This window comes from Streptomyces sp. NPDC006476 (genome assembly GCF_040612015.1).
Lineage (GTDB): Bacteria > Actinomycetota > Actinomycetes > Streptomycetales > Streptomycetaceae > Streptomyces > Streptomyces griseorubiginosus_B.
Genome location: NZ_JBEXPK010000118.1, coordinates 1 through 16,880, shown reverse-complemented (window position 1 = coordinate 16,880; position 16,880 = coordinate 1). Strand labels below are relative to the sequence as shown.

Genomic DNA, 16,880 nt, shown 5'->3' with positions numbered 1-16,880 from the left:
CCTGGATAGGACGTGCAAAACAGGTGGGTCGCAACGTTTGGACGTGCGACGACGGCCCCGGCACCTCCATCGGAGGGGCCGGGGCCGTCATATACCCAGGTGCGACTCGTCCGCTGCGACCAGTCGAACGCCGGCGAGTCGCCTATCCCCAGGGGGTGGGGCCAGGGCGCTCGTGCCAGGTGCGGATCGCCGCCACCATGTTGACGCAGCGGCGTTCTAGTTCAGCTCGTGCTTGCTCGAAGGTCATCTTGTGTTCCGTGGTGTCTCTCTCCGGGGGTTCTTCCACGTACGAGGACTTGATGTCGACCTCTCGAACGGCGTCAAGGACGTATGCCGCGTGCTGGAGAAGGTGCCTTGGAGCGGTGAGTTGCACTGCTGTCCAACTCTGGACAAGTTTGCCCACTTGCTCTGGGCCTTCCGGCCGGTCGGCGAGGTAGACCACCATCTGTGCTGCCTCGACGAACGTGGTGAGGGCCGCGTATTGGCGCTCTACGTGGGAGGCCTGCCACGTGATGCGGGACGTCCGCCTCGCGGACAGGACAACCCCGGTCCACGTGATCACAGCCGCGGCCGTTGCGGCAACGGGCGCGGAGAGCTCGATCTGCATAACCTCCGATGCTGGGATGCCGTTGTCCGGAAAGCAGGGCATTTGAGGGATTTCAGAGGTGGCGTACCGCCCGACGGCTCTGCGTTCCGACGCCCAGGGTGACTCCCGGAGCGCCGAACGCTGGCCCTCAGCCACGTCGCTCGCATTCCCGCGTTCTGTGCATCGAAGGTGTCCGTCGGGGCTGATTATCGCGCTCAGGTGCACCAAGGGACCGCGCCGCCCCCGCGGGGGTCAGGGGCGGCGCGGCCGATCAAGGAGAAAGGGCGTGCGTGCCCGTCTGGCGCCACTTCTCGCGGTACGTGGCCCATGTCTGGGCGGCGGCGGTGAGAGCGGCCCTGTGAGGCATGGGGCGTGTTCGTTCCCAGTTCTCCCACGCGGCGTAGACGGTGCGCGCGAACGTGGTGACGGTGGCAGGGTCGGCCGCACGGTACGCGGGAACCTGCCGGGCGATTGTCTCGGCCTGTTGCGGTGTGTGGCCGGCGGAGATCAGCCGGGGCACCGTAAGTGCCGTGTCGGCCCACGCGGGCGCAGGGCAGGAGAGGGCCCAGTCCAGTAGCAGCAGCTTGCCGCCCCTGGTCATCAGCATGTTGTGCGGGGACATATCCGTGTGGGCGAGTCCTCGGCCCTGCAATCCGGGCGGCACGTCCTCGGGCAGGAACTCAGTCCACCGTTTGTGAAGCGGCCTCTTGTTCAGTGCCTCGGGCCATGCCGTCCTTGAGACGACGGTAAGCGTGCGCAGCAGGGGGGCGAGATCGTCGGACCCCGGAGTCAGGTCCGGGTGCCGACCCTCGATGTACTCGTACCCGTAGAGCGTCCACCCGCCAGCGTCGACCTCCCACAACACGCGGGGGGCGAGGGGTGCGCATCGGGTGACCCGCGACTCGTGGCGATAGACCCATCCCTGCGGGTCATCGCTCCGAGTGCCCTTGATGAACGCGCGGCCCTCGGGGGTGCGGACGGTGCAGGCGAGCCGGGACATGACGCCGTGCGGCGCGGTCTCGGCCGTTTCGACCGGGCCTGTGTGACGCTCTACAGCGGTCCGGGTCGGCGCCGGTAGGTCGTGCCATTGGATGCGGTCCACCCGCGGTCTCCTGCGTGGGTCGAGCGAAACAGGGTCGGCCCCCGGCCTGGCCACAGCGTGGCACAGACCGAGGACCGGCAGGGGGAACTACTTCGGGTGGTTCGGGCTGTCCGAGCAGTTCGCGTGGCACTGCGAGCAGTCGGCGAGGTCCAGCTCGGGCCAGAACTCCATGTCGATCTCGTACCCAGCGAGAGTGATCGAGTCGACGGTCAGCGCGCGCAGGGCCTTGCCGCCGCCGTGCTCCTCCCTGTCGAGGAATCCCGGCTGGTGGTGCAGGAAGCGACCGAAACGCTGTTCGCAGAACTCGGCGTACGCCTTGGTGTGGAGCAGGAAGGCGTGCCAGAAGTCGTCGACGAGCGGCGAGGGGCTGAGCGGTCGGTCGGCGTAGTCGCACGCGGCGAGGAAGGCGAGCATCTGGCCGACGCCTCGGTCTGCCTTCTCCTCGGTCAACTCGGGGAACTTGGCGCGCATGTTGTCGACCAGGGTCTCACGCATTTCGGTGCTGATCAGGGAGCGCGCATCGGTAGTGGTGCGTTTCTCCGTGGTGGTCACGACTCGTATCTCCTTGTGTTGGGTGGCACCTGGTGTGCGCGCCGAGGTAGCCGCAGCGACCTCGGCCGCGGTGGTACCCCCGCCCGCCCGGGGGGAGCAGGAAGCATCCGAGCGGGCGGGGAGCCTTATTCGGCTGGAGCCACGTCGGGGTTGGTGAGCGCAGGGTTGCGGGCAAGCGGTTCGTCGACGTGGTTACCGGCGAGTAGGCCGAGGCAGACGAAACCGGCGGCTGTACCGACGGCCCACAGCAGGTTGAGGAAGAAACCGAGCGGGTCAGAGGGGCGTGGCCGTATGCGGGATGCGTAGCGTCCGCTCACTGGCCAGCCCTTTCCGCCGCTGCTTGGGGCGCTGGGTGTAGCCGCGTTTGCTCGGCCTCGGTTAGCGGTCTCACCTGGAAGGCGTCCCACTCTGTGCCTCCGCCAATCGGGCGGAGCTGTACGCGGTCCGCTCCGAGGTGACCCATGACGAGGCCGTCTTTGTTGCGTTCGAGGTCTTTCGCTAAGGAGCCGACCACGAGGCTCTTGGGCGGCACGGCCGTCTGATCTTTTTCCGTGGTAGCCATGTAGTGAAGCTATGAGCTGCTGTGACTGTGCGTCGATGGCACTTTTACGGAGAGGGAGGCGGAAGTGCCACAGAGCGTCACACGGGCAGCTTGACGAGGTCTGCTAGCTCTCGCATGTCGGGCGTCAAGGTCCGCCGTTTGCCCACTATGCCGGCGAGGATGTCGCGGGCGTATCGCTGGTTGGGCAGCCACTGAGGCGAGCCGGCCCGGATTCGCTTGAAGACGTCAACGGCTTCCGCGTACTGCCTTTGTTGCGTGTAAGCGTTCGCAACGTCGAGTAGGTGGCGGTTTCTATTGTTGGAGGTCGGTTTCAGGCTATTCGTGGGGATCCGCGAGGCCAGTGTGAGCACCTTGTCGGGCTGTCCGGCCACCATGGCGTTTTCCGTGCGCTTCAAAGCCACGGTGACGGGGCCAAAGGTCCGCAGAAAATCACCTTCGGGCGTGCACTCGCGTCCAAGGGCCACGGCGGCTGAATTGGCGAGGCGTAGGGCGTCCTCGGCTTCACCAGGGCGGTTATCACGGACGGCCGCCGCCGAGAGGCGTAGCAACAGCCAGCCCCAGGTGCTCAGTTCGGCGGGCGTCGCTCGGGACATGCGTGGTTCGACGTCATCGGCCCACTGTGCGGCCAACTCGCGGGCGTCGGCGAGTTTCCCTCTACGCAGGAGTAGCCAGCACTGAGTGTTGACGGTGGACGCACCCTGGATGCGGTCGGCGGCATCATCGAGGGCCCGGTCGAGAGCCATTTCCGCTGCGTCGAACTGTCGGGTCTGGGTCATGAGCCAGCCGGTGAGTTCGAGAAGCCGGGCGCGAAGTGGTCGGCCGCGTGGGTCGATTTCAGTGAGCGCTTCCGCGTCGCGCAAGAGGGACGGAAGAGCTGTGCCAAGCTCTACGAAGCGATCATGTGAGAAGAGTGGTACGGCTGCCCTGACGGCATCTCGGACGCCTTCGAAGGTGGGCGCTTCCGCCAGGCCATCAAGCTGCACAGGTGCCGCGAGAGCTGCGTGAACAGGCGCCCAACGGTTCACGGTCGCATCGTCGGCAGGCTCCTCGGCGTGCTCCGCGACGAGCCGCGTGGTAGGTACTTTGAGCGCGCTGGCGAGTTGGCGGGCCGTTTCGAGACGTGTGTCTTCTCGCTCCCCCTGCTCCAACTTGCGGATGAGCGAGAGGGAGACGCCTGAGTTCTGGGACAACTCTCGCTGGCTCAGGCCCCGGCGCTTGCGAATCTCACGGAGCCGTTCACCGAAGTTGGCGCTCATGATTCGAGAGTACGGCGTCGCTGAACTGGGTGCGCAGGCAACGACCATGAGGCCCCCCCCGCATCGCCGTGCACGGCGATGCGGGGGGGCCGGTCTATCGGGTGGCGAACTGCCAGACGGACAGGGCGAGGCCGGTCACGCCGACCAGGGCGGCGAGGGATGGCAAGGGCCACCGTGCGCGTTCGAGGGCGTCGAGGCGTGCGGCGTGCTCCTTGATCTCCGCGTCGGTCTGGTCGGTGCGTTGGACGAGTAGGGCGAGGGCTCCGTCTTGGCGGGTGAATCCCACCTCGATCGATCGGCGGATGCGTTCGAGTTCGAGGGCGACGGCGGCCGGGTCGGACGGCGGGGGCGCGGTCACTCGGTGCTGCCTCCGTCGTCGGTGAGGCCGATGCCGAGGCGGTCGAGGAACGTCTCGACGGCGGGCAGGGCCATGATGCGGGCGACCCCGGCGGCGATGGTGGCGGCGGTCGGCGCGGTGGCGGCGAGCCACGGCAGGGCCTCGGCGAGGCCGTCGGTGTTGGCGATGGCGGCGGCGAGCAGGGGCACGACGGCGGCGATGGCGAGCAGGGTCTGAATGCCGGTGCGGATGGTGTGCTTGGTGGTGGGGCTCATGGGCGGTGCCTCGTTTCCGTGTGGGTGGGGTACGGCAGGGGCCCGTCCTCGGCGCGGTGCCGAGGACGGGTAGAGGCGGCTACTTGCCGTAGGCGAGGCGGAAGAGGTACGCCCAACCCTTCGGGCCGATGGCCGGGTCGGACTTCTTGCCCGCGGCGCGGTACTGCGGGTGCGCGTTGTGGAACTTGATCACGCCGGCCTGCGTCTGCGGGCCGTAGTGCGGCGACTCGGGCACGGCCTTGGGCATGTAGCCGGCAGTCATGAGCGCGCGCTGAAGCGTCACGGCGGACGGTTTGGCCTTGTTCGGGGCGAGGCCGGCCGGGAACGCTGGCGGGGTGTACGGCTTGGCGTCGTCCTCGTCGGCCTCGCCCTTGGCCCACGTCTTGAGCGCGCTGGGGGACAGGTAGCAGATGGACCGGTCGAGCGGGGTGGAAGTGAACTGCCAGAACGTGACCGTTCGCCCACTCGGCGCGGGCCGGGCGTGCTTCTCGGCCTCGGCGTACGTGTCGACGCTCGCGCCCGGGTACGCCGGGTACCACAGAGGGAGGCCGGCTGGGACGCGGCCGGCGGCGATGTCCGACGCGCTCGTGTAGATCCCGACGCGCTGCCCGGGGAATGCCTTCTGCACGGCGGCCACCCATGCCGCGGCGTACGCCTTGATCTGTGCGGCGGTCTTCCCGCTGTAGTTGCGGCCGTCGTCGTAGCGTTCGAGGTCGAGCCAGTGCAGGAACCCGGGGCCGGCGTATGGCTTGACGGCCGATATGTAGTTCGCGGCCTCGGTCGCGGCGGACTGGTTCGGCCACGCGAAGTGATACGCGCCCGGGATGAGGCCGGCGGCCTTGATGCCGCGGATGTGGGTCGCGAACTTGGGGTCGTGCGTCTTCTGTCCCTCGCTCGCCTTGGCGAACGCGAAGGTGAGGCCGTCGGACTTGAGCTTGGCCCAATCCTGCGTGCCCTGGTAGGCGGACACGTCGAGGCCGCGGGAAGTGCTCGTCATGGTGGGTGTCTCCAGACATGAAAAAACGCCCTCGGCGCGGTGCCGGGGCGTGCGGGTGGTGAGGAGGGATTCAGGCGGCGAGCGCGACTATGGGGATGTCGTGGTCGGCGAGCGCGGTCGAGGCCGTCGGGCTGACTGTGGTGGGTAGCGTGCTCTGGCTGGCGATGTACCACGCGCGGGGGAACGGGGTGGTGGTCATGTAGAAGTTGGCGGTGGCGATCGGAGACTCGTTCTGCACGTGGAAGAACGAGAAGTCGGTAGCGGCGCCAACGGTCATGAGCCACGCCACCCAGTAGCGGCCCGGGGTGAGGGTCGTCGAGGTGAACGAGAGGGGCACGGCTCCGATGTGGTTGGTCGCCATGCCGTTGAGTCCTCCGGTCTCCTGTCCGGCCATCGTGAGGGCGACGGCGCTCGATGCGACCACGCGCGTTCCGTCCTCGCGGTAGATGCCGGCCATGAACCGGTCCGCGGTCACGCCCCCGTACCCGCGGGCGAACATCACGGCCTTGGTCACGGTGGTGTTCTCCGTGATGTAGATGCCGGTGAGGTAGAGGCGCTGCGGGGTGAGGTACTTCGCGGTCGGGTTGGCCACGCCGTACGGGTCGCACGACCATGCGGCGAATCCGAGGGCCTGCGGTGTCCACACGTTGCGCGGCGAGGCGGTCGGGGCTTGGGCGGCGGGGAGCCGGCTTGCGGTGTCGAGCTGGGCGACGCCGGACGCGGCGCCGGCCGCGGTCGTGGCGATGGCGCCCACATCGGCGGCGGCGAGGACAACGGCGCCTGTCTTGGTGTTGACGGACGTAACCGGTGCGGTGCCGCCGGTGCCCACCTGAAACACGGTGCCGTCGCCCTGCTTGATGTACGGCAGTCCGCTCTTTGAGTAGAGCTGAATGGAGCCGGCGGAGGTGGCCGGGTCCGCGGTGATGTCCTTTGCGCCGATGGCGCCCGTGGCGGTGAGGACGGATTCGCCGGCGGTGGACGTGCCGTTGATGACCACGCGTCGGTTGTCGCGGCGGATGAACACGGCGACGCCGTTATCGGTTCCGTCGTCGTGGCGGGCGCCGATGCGGAAGTTCGACCCGGTGTCGGTGCCGCCCTCGGCGGTTCCGTCGTTCTGGATCTGCCACCGGTCGAGGCCGGCCGTCTGGAGCTTGATCGGCCGATAGGTGCCGGGGGCTCCGTCGAGGGCGAACGTGCCGTTGACCTTGCCCGTGTCGCTGGCCACGGCGCCCACGTCTGCGGCGGTGAGCACCACGGCGGCGGCGCTCTTGCCGTTGACGGACTGGACCACGCCGGGGGCGCCGGTCGCTCCGGTGTCCCCCTTGGGGCCCGCTGCGCCCGTGGCTCCGGTTGCTCCGGTCGCTCCGCGGTCGCCCTTGGGGCCCGGTGCGCCGACCAGGGAGGCGAGCCACTGCGCGACGGTGCCGACGAATCCCGCGGCTACGGCCACCTCGTACGCCGAATCTCCGCGTACCGCAATGTAGTTGGGGGTCCGCGGGTCGGTGGGGGCGAGGTCGGCGAGGTCGGCCTCGGGGTTCTCGGCTGGTAGCAGGATCGCGTACTGACGGTTGCTGGTGACCCCTTCGAGCTGTTCGGTGACGATGTACGCCCAGTCGGACGGGTCGACGCCGGGGGTGTCGGTGGCGGGCAGGGTGACGGACAGGGCGCCGGTGCTGTCGAGCTTGACCGTGACGGGCCCGCCGAGAATGACGTCTGAGTCGCGGATGGTGAGGATGGACGGGGCTCGGAAGATCACCGTTCCCGTGAGGGGGCGGCCATCGGGCGTGAGGTAGCGGCCGGTGACGGTCACGGTGGGGATGCCCTCGGGCAGGGGCATGGGGCACGGCTCCTAGTCGTCGATGGGGCGGAGTGCCGGCGCGGTGCTCGGCGCGGTGTCGGTGGCGGCCTGCTCGTCGGCGGCCGGCGCGGTGGCGGCCACGGTCGCCGTGGTGCGCACGGGATCGGTGGGCGTCTCGTCGGCGGTGATCGTGTTGCGGCTGATCGCTCGCCACAGACGCGACTCGACGTTCTGACTCGCGCTCTTGGCGCGGTGGTAGATCGTCCACTCGACGGTGTCCATGAAGTCGATACTGTCCATCGGCGCAGTGACCACGCGGCTCGTCCACGCGTTGGCTGGGCAATCCCACTCGTCGAGGGTGGTCTCGGTGCCGTTGTACTTCCGGGTGACCTTGACCTGTCCGCCACCGGTGTTGGCGTACGTCATGAGGCTGATCTCGGCAACGGCGTTCCACACGGGGCCGCGGCCGGCCCATGCGGGTTCGTAGGTCGTGCCGGTGTAGGACTGCCGTTCTGTGGGGTGGAGATCGAGCGGCATCCATGGGCGGCCGAGGAACCGATCACTGAACGCGTCGTCCATGATCAGCACGCGGGCCGGCGCGTTCAGGTCGCGCGACCACATGCGGACCATGTTGTTGGTGTCGGTGCCGGATCCCCCGACGGTCCATGCGGCGGTGCCGTCGTCGCGGCCGAGGCGCGTGCCGTAAGAACCATCCTGCGGCCACTGTCCGGCGCGGAATGCGGACTCGCCGTTGGGGCCGATGACTTCCAGTGATCCGCCCTCGCCGATCTTGACGGCGCCGCCATTGATCTCGTTCAGGGCCGGGCGGATGTTCGCGCGGCCGGTGAGCTGCCGGACGGCCCGTTCGAGGGCGGCGAGGCGGTCGAGTAGATCCTGTGGGACGGCGGCCACTAGGGAACCTCCAGATAGAGCTTTGCGGTCTCGGGGCGCCCACGCTCGGGCGGCGTAATGGACAGGCCGACCACGCGATACCGGGCGTCGAGGGGGGTGGGGTGCCACAGATCGCGAATGCGGATGCGGACGGTGGCGCCGAGGAGTGCCGGCGTGAGCGTGCCGTCGAGGCGAACCGTGATCTCCGGTATCTGCGCCGGCGAGCGTGCGGCCGTCCAGTCGGCCCGCGCGTGCGCGTCGAGCGTGGCCTGTACCTCTACGGTGCTGTAGTCCGATGATCCGTCGAGGCGCGGCCACCCCTCGCCGATGGCGGTGTCATCGACCAGCACGGGCGAGGTGAGCGGGTAACTCGTGGTGGCCTGGTTGCTGTTGACGGATGCGCCGCGGGACTGCCACGCGTTGGCGAGCGTGGTTGCGTCCACGGGCCATGTGTAGGACGTGATGGGCCCGGGGTGCGTGAGCACGATGTCGGATGCGCCGGTCCGGATCGTGGGGGAGCCGAGTTGCATCACCTTGACGCGGCGGCCGTCGGGGTCGCGGTGCGAGGCGATGCGCCACTCGAATCCGCCCTCGACGGCGGCGAGCTGATCGAGCAGGTCGCCCACGGTGTTCAGGTCGTAGCGGCTGAACGTCCGGTCGCGGACGGTGCCAGAGGCGGCTGTGTCGTATGTGATGCCGAGGTCGCCGCCGGGGGTGTTCTGCACGTAGTCGAGCAGGCCGCGGGCAATGTCGAATTGGTCGACCTGTACGGCTTCCTGCGAGGTGAGCAACAGGCGGCGGTACAGGTACGACTCCCAACCTCCGCACTGGAGTTGTACGCCGAGGCGCCCGCGGTCGTCGCTGGCCAGAGACAGCGTCCACAGGATTCCGCCCCACCAGATGTCTCGGTTGCGCTCGACCCATACCGCGGTGCGTCCGGGTACCAGGGCGCGGCGGGCCCGTGCGGCTATCTCGGTGTTCGGGATTGGTACGGTTCCGGTGAGCCGGCCGGTCTTGCCTATGTAGTCGTCGAGGGACACGCCCTGTACGGGCAGCACGTCGAGTAGCTGATCGGACCGCAGATCGCAAACGAGCAGGCGGTACGAAGCGAGCGTCATGGGTGCATGTCCTCCTTTGAATCGACTAGGTATGGCGATCAAGGGAGGCAAATGTGTACGTTGGCCTCGGAGTTGAAGAGCCGCAGCAACGATGACTGCGGAAAGCTGCCCGAGGAGCTGTCTCGGGGGGCCGATATAGGCGCTGCGTCATGGGGGAGCGTCTCGGTCATCAAGAAAGGCTTTGACGCGGGCCTCAGTTAGATCACCCGTAGGGAAACGCGGTGGTCGCGCTGAGGCTGCCCGCCGCAGGTCGACCACCTTCACATGAAAGGTACGACCGTGCGGTTTACCCCGAACCAGATCCGGGCGCTTCTCGTGACTCTGGCCTTTGTCTTTTCCGTCCTAGTGGGCGTGGTGGCCGGAGTGCTCGCCCATCAGGATCAACACAGCGTGCCCGGAGCCATCCTGTCCGGCGGTGGAGCGTTCGTCACTTTCATGACGCTGTCCATCCTCGTTATGGGGGCGCTCGGGTGGCTCAGCAACAACGAGCCGGAGGTTCCGGCGCAAGATCGTCAATCGACCACAACGCTTACTGACGGATCGCGCGGCGGGCGTGCACGGGCACAGACTCAGCGCACCGAACAGTGAGTTCATCACTGGACAAACTCCACAGTGAGCTGACCGTCGGTTATGAACGTGTCCGTACCGATGGACGACACGTTCCATCCGGGGATGATCGTCACGCTTGCGCCCGGAGTGAGGCCGCTGCGGTAGGCCCGGCGGGTGCCGATGACGCGGCCTCCCTGCGCGGACAGGCCGGTAAGGGATCCCGCGGCCTCGGTGTACCCGCCGGTTGCTCGCCACGTCATCCATGCCGTGGCGGACGTCGTGTTGCGGTTGCTGACCTGTCCGTTTACGGAAATCCACACGGCGCCGGACGGGGGCACGGTGAACACGATTCGCGGCCACTGGGCGGCGGTGAAGTCGACGAATGCCCCGGTGGTCGTGCCTATGGGCGCCTGTGTCACCTGTCGTGTCATCAGGGGGCGGGCCGGGGTGGGCGGGTACGCCTGCCACGCGGCGGCCGTGGCGTTCCAGCGTTCGAGGCCGCTGCCAGTGTCGCGGTACTGCCCGTCATAGGCGCCGGTGTAGGAGGTGCCGCCCCCGGCGGGGGTGATGCCGCCGGCCGCCGTGGTGAACTGACGGCGGTCGGCGAGGGCCGAGGACCAACTGATACCGCCGGCGCCGGCGGATGTGCCGGCGGGCACGGTGACCAGCCACAGCAGCAGGGACGCGGCGGGCAGGGTCGGCGCTACCGGGGTCGCGAGGGGTTCGCCCTGCACGATCTCGACGCGGGCGATGTTCTGCCCGCTGGTGTCGAAAAGCTGGTCGTAGACGTGGATGATCACGGCGTCGTACCGGCCGAACTGGGCGTGTCCGTCGGCGAATGTGACGGTTTCCGGGACGTCGACCGTGACGGGGTAGGCGCCCTGCGCGGTGGTGCCCTGCACGATGGCGCGGCCGGTGCCGATTTGCAGCGTCATCGCTCCGGCGCCGGTCGCGGCGAACGGGTTGCCTCCGGGGACGATGCCGGGCCGGGTGCGTAGTTCGGCCGCGGGGGTGAAGGTGCCGACGGGGGACAGGCGGGTGTCTTCCCTGGTCTGCGAGGTCGGTAGTAGCCATGCGGCGCGCACGGACATGCGAGGGGGCTCCTTACCAGTAGGCGGCGCGGTAGCGGACGGTGGCCGAGGCGGCGGGGTCCGCAGGTCCGGGCGCGGCGCGGAAGATCAGGTTCGTTGTGCCGGGGGGAAGGGTGAACGTCTGCTCGGGCACGCTGCGCGCGGTGGCGGTGTAGAGCCGTGACGCGGTGCCGTTGAGGGTGACCGTGCCGGCGAGGGTGTCGATGGTGAGCACGTCCTCGGCGGACAGGGTGAGGTCGTATTCGAGTAGGTCGCCCGTGGCGAGGCAGGTGAGCGACGGCCGGTCGACGGGCCCGCGGAACTCGATCACGGGGTGCGTGTCGGCGTCGCCGGTGTTCTCCGCGGTGAGGGCGCCGGTGCTGCCCGGCTGCCCGAAGTCGAGCGGCCACGTGAGCGGCCAGTCGATTCCGGGCTCGGACATGGGCAGGGTCGCCGACACGCTGCGCTCGGTGAGTTCGTAACGGCGCGGGTCGCTCGCCTCCCACTGGATCGCCCCGTCCGTGATGACTCCGAGGCGGTACCCGAGGCCGGCCGGCAGGGCACGGCGTACGGCGCGCGCGTAGGCGAGCAGGGGGCCGCGCTCGTCAAGCCATGCCACGAACGGCACTTCGGCCTCGACGGGCACGGTGGCGCGGTTGAGGGCGGCCACGGCGGCGCCGATGCTCTCGCGGGGTGCCCGCACCATCAAACCGTCGAGGCCGATGGTGCGGGCCTGCGCGAGCAGGCGGCCCGGTATCGAGCCGTGCGCGTCGGCGCGGGCGACCGATCCGGAATCGAGGGTCGGAAGCTCCTCCCATCCGGTGATGGCTTTCCACCGGTAGGGAGTGCCGGGCCCGATGAGCAGGTCGCCGTACTGGACGTGCCCGGGTCGAGTGACCAGGGCGCCGGCGGTGAGGGCGGCCTGAACGCTCATCTCCGTCACGGCTCACCCCCTCGCCTTGGCGGCCCACGCGAGCGCGCGGGCGTTGTCGTCGGGGGTGCCGTTCTCGGCGGCGTGCCAGTGCTCGATGTGCACTCCGCCGGCGGCCGGCGCGGTGAACGCCCCCACGGGGGCGCCGGCGAATGCCGGTATGGCGGGTGGGGTGACCAGCGTCGACATGACGCGGTTGAGGGCGCCCTGTCCGGCGCGAATGCCCTTGACCACGCCGGCCGGAATCCATCGACCGACGGATCGGGCCATGACGCGGCTGGGGCTGTGGATCCCGAGTGCCTTGGCGATCGGGCCCGGGATCAGATCCTTCGCCCAACTGATCAGCGTGGAACGGAGCCAGGAACCCATGGACTTGATGCCGTTCCACAGGCCGCGCACGACGTCGATTCCCTTGTCGTAGAGCAGAGACTTTAGGGAGCCGATTCCGTTGGAAATCTTCTGCGGCAAGGCACGTACCCACGTGACCATTTCGCCGGCCTTGTTGACCGTGGCCGTTTTGATGTTCTGCCAATGACTGATGATCAGGCCGAGTAGCGTCCACTTGAGGAATGCCTGATACAGCAATCCCGGAATACCCTTGACGAAATTTACGACAGCATTCCAGCCGGCGATGGCTCCGGACTTGATGGTTGACCAGTGCTTGATCAATAGGCCGATGAGTGTGAAGTTCAGGAACGCGTTTACGGCGGCGTCCTTGGCCCACACGATCTTTCCGACGAACCAATCCCAAACGGCTAGTGTGTATTTCTTGATGTCGCCCCAGTAGGCGACGATCAGCACGACCAATGCGCCGATGGCGAGGCCAATCCAGCCGATCGGGCCCATGGCTGTAATCCACGCTGCGGCCATCTTGGCGCCCGCAATGAGCGACTGAACTCCGAGAGCGGTAATCGTCGGAATCACTACGGCGGCGATCACGGCGGCGAAAGCGGTGAATACGCCTTGGTGTTCGCTGACGAATGAGAACAGGCTCGACAGTACGGGGATGACGGTGTTGCCGATGAACTCGGTCAACGTCTGCAGGGCGCCGCGCTTGAAAGCCTCGATCTTGGTCCCTGCGTTGTCGCGCAGGGAATCGCCCATCTGCGAGGCGGCGCCGCCTACCTTGCCCAACGTGTCGACGGCCTTGGACGGGTCGAGCGCGTAAAGCGCTGCCTGCATGTCCTCGGACTTCGTCTTGAAAAGCGACAGAGCGAGCGCGTTGCGCTCCGCGGGATCCTTGATCTTCCGCATGGCGGTGAACACTTGGTCCAGTGCCGCCGAGGCTTTCGGCCCGCCCTCAGTAAAGGCGGCCTGCATATCCTTGCCGTTGAGGCCGATGGACTTGAAAGCGGCGTCGACCTGGGGCCCGCCACCCTGCACAGTGAGCAGGAATTCTTTCAAGCTGTCTGCGACAACATCCGTGTCTCTCGCGCCCGCCTTGAGACCCTGCGACATAAGGCCCGTGGCCGTGGTTGCGTCGAGGCCGAGATTACGGAAAATCGTCGAGTACTCATTGAAGGTATCCGCGATGTCATCGGCCCGGGGGCCCATGTTTTGCAGGCCCTTAGTCAGTACGTCAAGGGCTTCCGTTCCGTTTTTCGCAAGTCCTGTCTTGAGGATTTGACCGACGGCGTTTGCGGTCTGTCCGAGGTCGAGTTCGAAGGTATCCGAGAGGTCGGAAACCTTCGTTGCGATGCTCTGGATCTGTGCATTGGTTGCGTCCGGCGGGGCGATGCCCGCGCGCATGGTCGCCGATATCGCGTCGGCGGCGCCCTGGAAATCCTCGGTGACGGCGTCGGCGTACATGGCGCCGGCTATCTCGCCGTACTTCTTGGCCTCGGCCGGGGTGGCGCCGAGTTGGGCGCCGAGGCGGCCGGTGATCTGTCCCTGTTCGAGGGCCTGGCCGAACCCATCCATGAGCAGGGCGCCGGCGGCCAGTCCTACGCCGGCGAGGCCGACTTTCAGACTCGACGACAGGCGGTCGCGGAGACTTCCGCCGGTGGCCTCGCCCACGTCTGCGCCGGCGGCGGCCACCTCGTCGCCGGCGTCGCGTACGGCGGTGGTGGCGGTGGTGGCGAGGCCGTCGCCGAGGGCGTCGCCGGCTTGGCGGCCGGCGCGCTCGGCGTCGCTGGCGATCGTCGTAGCGGATGCGCGTACGGCCTGCTCGGCGCGGGACAGGCCCGTGTCGACGCCGGATTCGTCAACGGCGATCGTGGCGAGTAGTTCGCCCACGGTCAGCGCCACGGCCTCACCTCCTTGGGTGGGTCCGGCCGTGGTGCCGGTGCGGTGCGGGTGTTACTGGGCGGGCAGGCCCGTGATGCGGGCGATGTCCTCGGGGGAGTCGGCGCGGCGCGGTGTGCGGCGCCACTCGCGGGCAAAGCGGCTGTCCCCGGACAGGGCGCCGACCAGGGCGAGGAACCTGCGGGTGGACATGGCGGCCAACTCGCGTGCGGTCACGCGGTGTTCGCGGGACAGGTCACCCTCGATGGCGGACCAGTGCCGGATTACCGCTTGCCAGAACTCCGACGCTTCCCGTTCTTCGGCTTCGCCCTGCGCGCCGCCCGGTTCGGCGCCGGCGCTTTTCCCGCGGCGCGTGCCTGCTCCTGCTCGTCGTGCAGCTCGGCGGCGCGCTGCATGGTCACACTGTCGGGGGTGCGGACGTTGGCGGCCGAGTAGATGAGCACGATGCCGAACTGTCGGTCGGTCATGCCGTGCTCGGCCCACACGTCGAGGGTGTCGGCGCCGAACAGGGTGGCGAGCATCTTGCGGACGTCGTTCGGGTCGCTGCTGTTCTGTACGCGCTCCATCTGGAGCGTGAACATGAGCGGCAGGGAGTCGGGCAGGGTGTAGAGGGTGCCGTACAGGGTGAACGTCTGCCGGGGGCGGGTGGTGTCCTGCTCGGCGAAGAACGCGTCAAAGTCGGCCGGGTTGCCGGCCGCGGGCGCCTGCTCGTCGAGGTCTTCCCACGCGGTGGTATCGGTCGTCATCAGCCGGCAACCGCCGTGCTCGTCGCGGCGCCGCAACGGGTGATGGTCGCCGACCAACTCGTCTTCTCGTTGGTGCCTCCTCCCTGCTCGCCGGGCGTAACGGTGGCCTCCCACACAACCCACTTGGTCTGTGTCTCGTGCCGCCACCGGACCATGTTCCGTGAGTCGATACCGAGGCGCTGGGACCATTCGGTGTCGATGTACGCCTGTCCCGGATCTTGCGCCTTGGTGGTCTTGTCGACGCGGAACTGTCCCTCCAGTTCGAGGGTGGCGCCGCGCTGCATGACGTCCTGTTCGTAGTGGCCTTCACTGTCGAAAGCCGTGGTGTCGGCGGTCTCCTCGTTCTCCCCCGGGTTGTGGGTGAACGTGGTCAGTCCGGCGATCGTCAGCCATGTCTCGTTCGCCGCGCCGGCGTCCTCGACTTCGAAAATCCAGCCGCGGGCGTCGATGGGGCGGGTGCTGCCTGCCATGGGCGGGCCTCCTTACGGGGTGGGGCCGGACACGTCGAGGTCGAGGTTTACGACGTGCTCGTGTCGGCCGTTGCTGTCGAGCCCCATCGGGGCGGGGGTGCCGCGTGCGGCGGCGAGAGTGAGCCATGTGCCGTCCGGGAGCTCGACGCCGGCGAGGCCGTGCAACGCGCGGTACAGGGCCGTACAGCGGGCGCGGGAGACGCGGGGGTCGGCGGTGCCGCGGACGCGCACCTGTAGGCGGGGGGTGTCGGCGTCGTCGCGGGCCTCGGGCGGCGCCCCGTCGTACAGGGCGAGGGAAACGGCCTTGTCCGGGCCGGCCGGCATGGTCTCGATGAACGTGTCGCCGCTGGTTCCGGTCGGGTCGTAGTCGAGCAGGCCGAGGCCGTCGAGATAGCGGGCGAGGCCGTCGAGCAGGTCAGCCACGGAGTTCCCTCCGCACCTGCGCGGCGATGATGTCGACGACGGTCCCGGACTCCTCGTTCAGGGGTCCTTCGAGGTACTTCGCGGTGCGGCCGGCGTCGTGCCGTAGGGACATGTCCTCGTGCTGGCGGACGGCATACAGCGTGTCGAAACTGACGGCGCCCGTAAGGCTGTCCTCGTCGACTGACGCGGTGCCGGACCGTTCGAGGGTGCCCTCTTCGATCGGCACGCGCCCGCGGGCGACCTGTAGCACGTGCTCGACGGCCATCCGTACGCCGCGCAGTGCGCCCGCGCGGGTGCGGCGGACAGCGGGCGCGGCGTTCCACGTGATCCGTACGTGCTGGGTCACTCGCACATCACCTCCGTCGACTCCGGGGCGCCGAGGCCCGGGGCGGTGTGCTCGGTAAAGCTGATGACGGTGGTGGTGCGGCCGTCGGGGAGCGTGATCCGGGAGCCGGGCGGCGCGGTGAGGCCGAGGGCGGCGTATACCTGCGCGGTGCTCACCACCTCGGCGCCGGTCGCGGAGCGCACGCGCTTGATGGTCCCGGTGACCAGGGCGCGCACTTCCTCGGCCGGCCCGTACTGCGGGCCGTACGCGGAATCGCCCTGGTACGCCTCGACCTTGATCCGGTGTCTTAGCAACCACCGAGGCAGAACGGGCATTCGCCTATCACCCCCGGGAGTAGGCCGGCGCGGTTCAGGGCGCGGTGTGCGCGGTCGGCGAGGTCGACGGCGCCCGGGTAGGTGGGCCCGCCGCGGCGGCCGGACAGGGACAGGGGGCCGAGGCTGACAGAGTCCCATCGGCCGGCGGCTCCGGTGCCGGTGTCGCCGGTCTCCTGCCAAAATTCGATCTGTGCACAGACGGCGTTGGACAGGGCCTCGATCACCTCGGCGTGCGTGGGCATGCCGGCGGCGTCGGTGCAGTAGACGGCGGTGAGTAGGGCCTCGTCGATGTCCTCGGATGCGCGGGCGATCA

The 16,880-nt window shown here is 68.5% G+C and carries 21 protein-coding genes; 1 reads left to right on the top strand and 20 read right to left on the bottom strand.

From position 1 onward, the window contains the following. Nucleotides 1–142: 142 nt before the first annotated feature. The 10 genes from ABZZ74_RS49225 to ABZZ74_RS49180 form a co-directional block, all read right to left on the bottom strand. On the bottom strand, nt 143–607 hold the full coding sequence (locus ABZZ74_RS49225; RefSeq protein ID WP_356950659.1) for a hypothetical protein: 465 nt from the start codon (nt 605–607) through the stop codon (nt 143–145). A gap of 250 nt (nt 608–857) precedes the next feature. Then, nucleotides 858–1,688, bottom strand: coding sequence for a phosphotransferase (locus ABZZ74_RS49220; RefSeq protein ID WP_356950658.1), 831 nt, complete (start codon nt 1,686–1,688; stop codon nt 858–860). Between the two features lie 87 nt (nt 1,689–1,775). After that, entirely contained in the window at nt 1,776–2,240 is a 465-nt protein-coding gene (locus ABZZ74_RS49215) for a hypothetical protein (protein ID WP_356950657.1), read from the bottom strand. Between the two features lie 639 nt (nt 2,241–2,879). Beyond that, nucleotides 2,880–4,058 (bottom strand): helix-turn-helix transcriptional regulator, encoded by a 1,179-nt coding sequence (locus tag ABZZ74_RS49210; protein ID WP_356950656.1) that lies wholly within the window; start codon nt 4,056–4,058, stop codon nt 2,880–2,882. 94 nt (nt 4,059–4,152) lie between these two features. Continuing rightward, a complete protein-coding gene (locus tag ABZZ74_RS49205; protein WP_356950655.1) occupies nt 4,153–4,416 on the bottom strand; it encodes a hypothetical protein in 264 nt (87 codons plus the stop codon). Next, on the bottom strand, nt 4,413–4,670 hold the full coding sequence (locus ABZZ74_RS49200; protein WP_356950654.1) for a hypothetical protein: 258 nt from the start codon (nt 4,668–4,670) through the stop codon (nt 4,413–4,415). Before ABZZ74_RS49200 ends, ABZZ74_RS49205 begins: the two co-directional genes overlap by 4 nt. Nucleotides 4,671–4,749: 79 nt before the next feature. Continuing rightward, nucleotides 4,750–5,667, bottom strand: coding sequence for a GH25 family lysozyme (locus ABZZ74_RS49195; protein WP_356950653.1), 918 nt, complete (start codon nt 5,665–5,667; stop codon nt 4,750–4,752). Nucleotides 5,668–5,737: 70 nt separating this feature from the next. Further along, nucleotides 5,738–7,504 (bottom strand): hypothetical protein, encoded by a 1,767-nt coding sequence (locus tag ABZZ74_RS49190; protein ID WP_356950652.1) that lies wholly within the window; start codon nt 7,502–7,504, stop codon nt 5,738–5,740. Between the two features lie 12 nt (nt 7,505–7,516). Next, nucleotides 7,517–8,377 carry a hypothetical protein gene (locus ABZZ74_RS49185; protein WP_356950651.1) on the bottom strand — a complete coding sequence of 287 codons (861 nt, stop codon included), beginning with the start codon at nt 8,375–8,377 and terminating at the stop codon, nt 7,517–7,519. Continuing rightward, a complete protein-coding gene (locus tag ABZZ74_RS49180) occupies nt 8,377–9,474 on the bottom strand; it encodes a hypothetical protein (protein ID WP_356950650.1) in 1,098 nt (365 codons plus the stop codon). Before ABZZ74_RS49180 ends, ABZZ74_RS49185 begins: the two co-directional genes overlap by 1 nt. Nucleotides 9,475–9,738: 264 nt before the next feature. On the opposite strand from ABZZ74_RS49180, the gene ABZZ74_RS49175 reads away from it, so the two are divergent. Beyond that, on the top strand, nt 9,739–10,062 hold the full coding sequence (locus ABZZ74_RS49175; RefSeq protein WP_356950649.1) for a hypothetical protein: 324 nt from the start codon (nt 9,739–9,741) through the stop codon (nt 10,060–10,062). A 5-nt stretch (nt 10,063–10,067) separates the two neighbouring features. On the opposite strand, the gene ABZZ74_RS49170 is transcribed toward ABZZ74_RS49175, so the two are convergent. From ABZZ74_RS49170 to ABZZ74_RS49125, 10 genes are all read right to left on the bottom strand, one after another. Beyond that, entirely contained in the window at nt 10,068–11,114 is a 1,047-nt protein-coding gene (locus ABZZ74_RS49170; RefSeq protein WP_356950648.1) for a hypothetical protein, read from the bottom strand. 13 nt (nt 11,115–11,127) lie between these two features. After that, nucleotides 11,128–12,027: a hypothetical protein gene (locus ABZZ74_RS49165; RefSeq protein ID WP_356950660.1), complete on the bottom strand. Its 900-nt coding sequence runs from the start codon at nt 12,025–12,027 to the stop codon at nt 11,128–11,130. A gap of 12 nt (nt 12,028–12,039) precedes the next feature. Then, complete coding sequence (locus ABZZ74_RS49160) at nt 12,040–14,271, bottom strand: phage tail tape measure protein (protein WP_356950647.1); 2,232 nt, start codon at nt 14,269–14,271, stop codon at nt 12,040–12,042. 51 nt (nt 14,272–14,322) lie between these two features. Then, entirely contained in the window at nt 14,323–14,460 is a 138-nt protein-coding gene (locus ABZZ74_RS49155; protein WP_356950646.1) for a hypothetical protein, read from the bottom strand. Nucleotides 14,461–14,531: 71 nt separating this feature from the next. Next, nucleotides 14,532–15,014 carry a hypothetical protein gene (locus tag ABZZ74_RS49150; protein ID WP_356950645.1) on the bottom strand — a complete coding sequence of 161 codons (483 nt, stop codon included), beginning with the start codon at nt 15,012–15,014 and terminating at the stop codon, nt 14,532–14,534. Continuing rightward, nucleotides 15,014–15,484 carry a hypothetical protein gene (locus tag ABZZ74_RS49145; protein WP_356950644.1) on the bottom strand — a complete coding sequence of 157 codons (471 nt, stop codon included), beginning with the start codon at nt 15,482–15,484 and terminating at the stop codon, nt 15,014–15,016. Before ABZZ74_RS49145 ends, ABZZ74_RS49150 begins: the two co-directional genes overlap by 1 nt. Nucleotides 15,485–15,496: 12 nt before the next feature. Continuing rightward, the gene (locus ABZZ74_RS49140; RefSeq protein WP_356950643.1) at nt 15,497–15,907 is read right to left on the bottom strand and encodes a minor capsid protein; all 411 of its coding nucleotides are present in this window, start codon (nt 15,905–15,907) and stop codon (nt 15,497–15,499) included. Then, nucleotides 15,900–16,253 (bottom strand): hypothetical protein, encoded by a 354-nt coding sequence (locus tag ABZZ74_RS49135; protein WP_356950642.1) that lies wholly within the window; start codon nt 16,251–16,253, stop codon nt 15,900–15,902. Before ABZZ74_RS49135 ends, ABZZ74_RS49140 begins: the two co-directional genes overlap by 8 nt. Continuing rightward, a complete protein-coding gene (locus tag ABZZ74_RS49130; RefSeq protein ID WP_356950641.1) occupies nt 16,250–16,546 on the bottom strand; it encodes a hypothetical protein in 297 nt (98 codons plus the stop codon). The genes ABZZ74_RS49135 and ABZZ74_RS49130 overlap by 4 nt, the downstream gene beginning before the upstream one ends. Further along, the coding region (locus tag ABZZ74_RS49125) for a hypothetical protein (protein WP_356950640.1) at nt 16,540–16,880 on the bottom strand (341 nt) is incomplete at its 5' end. The genes ABZZ74_RS49130 and ABZZ74_RS49125, both read right to left, overlap by 7 nt.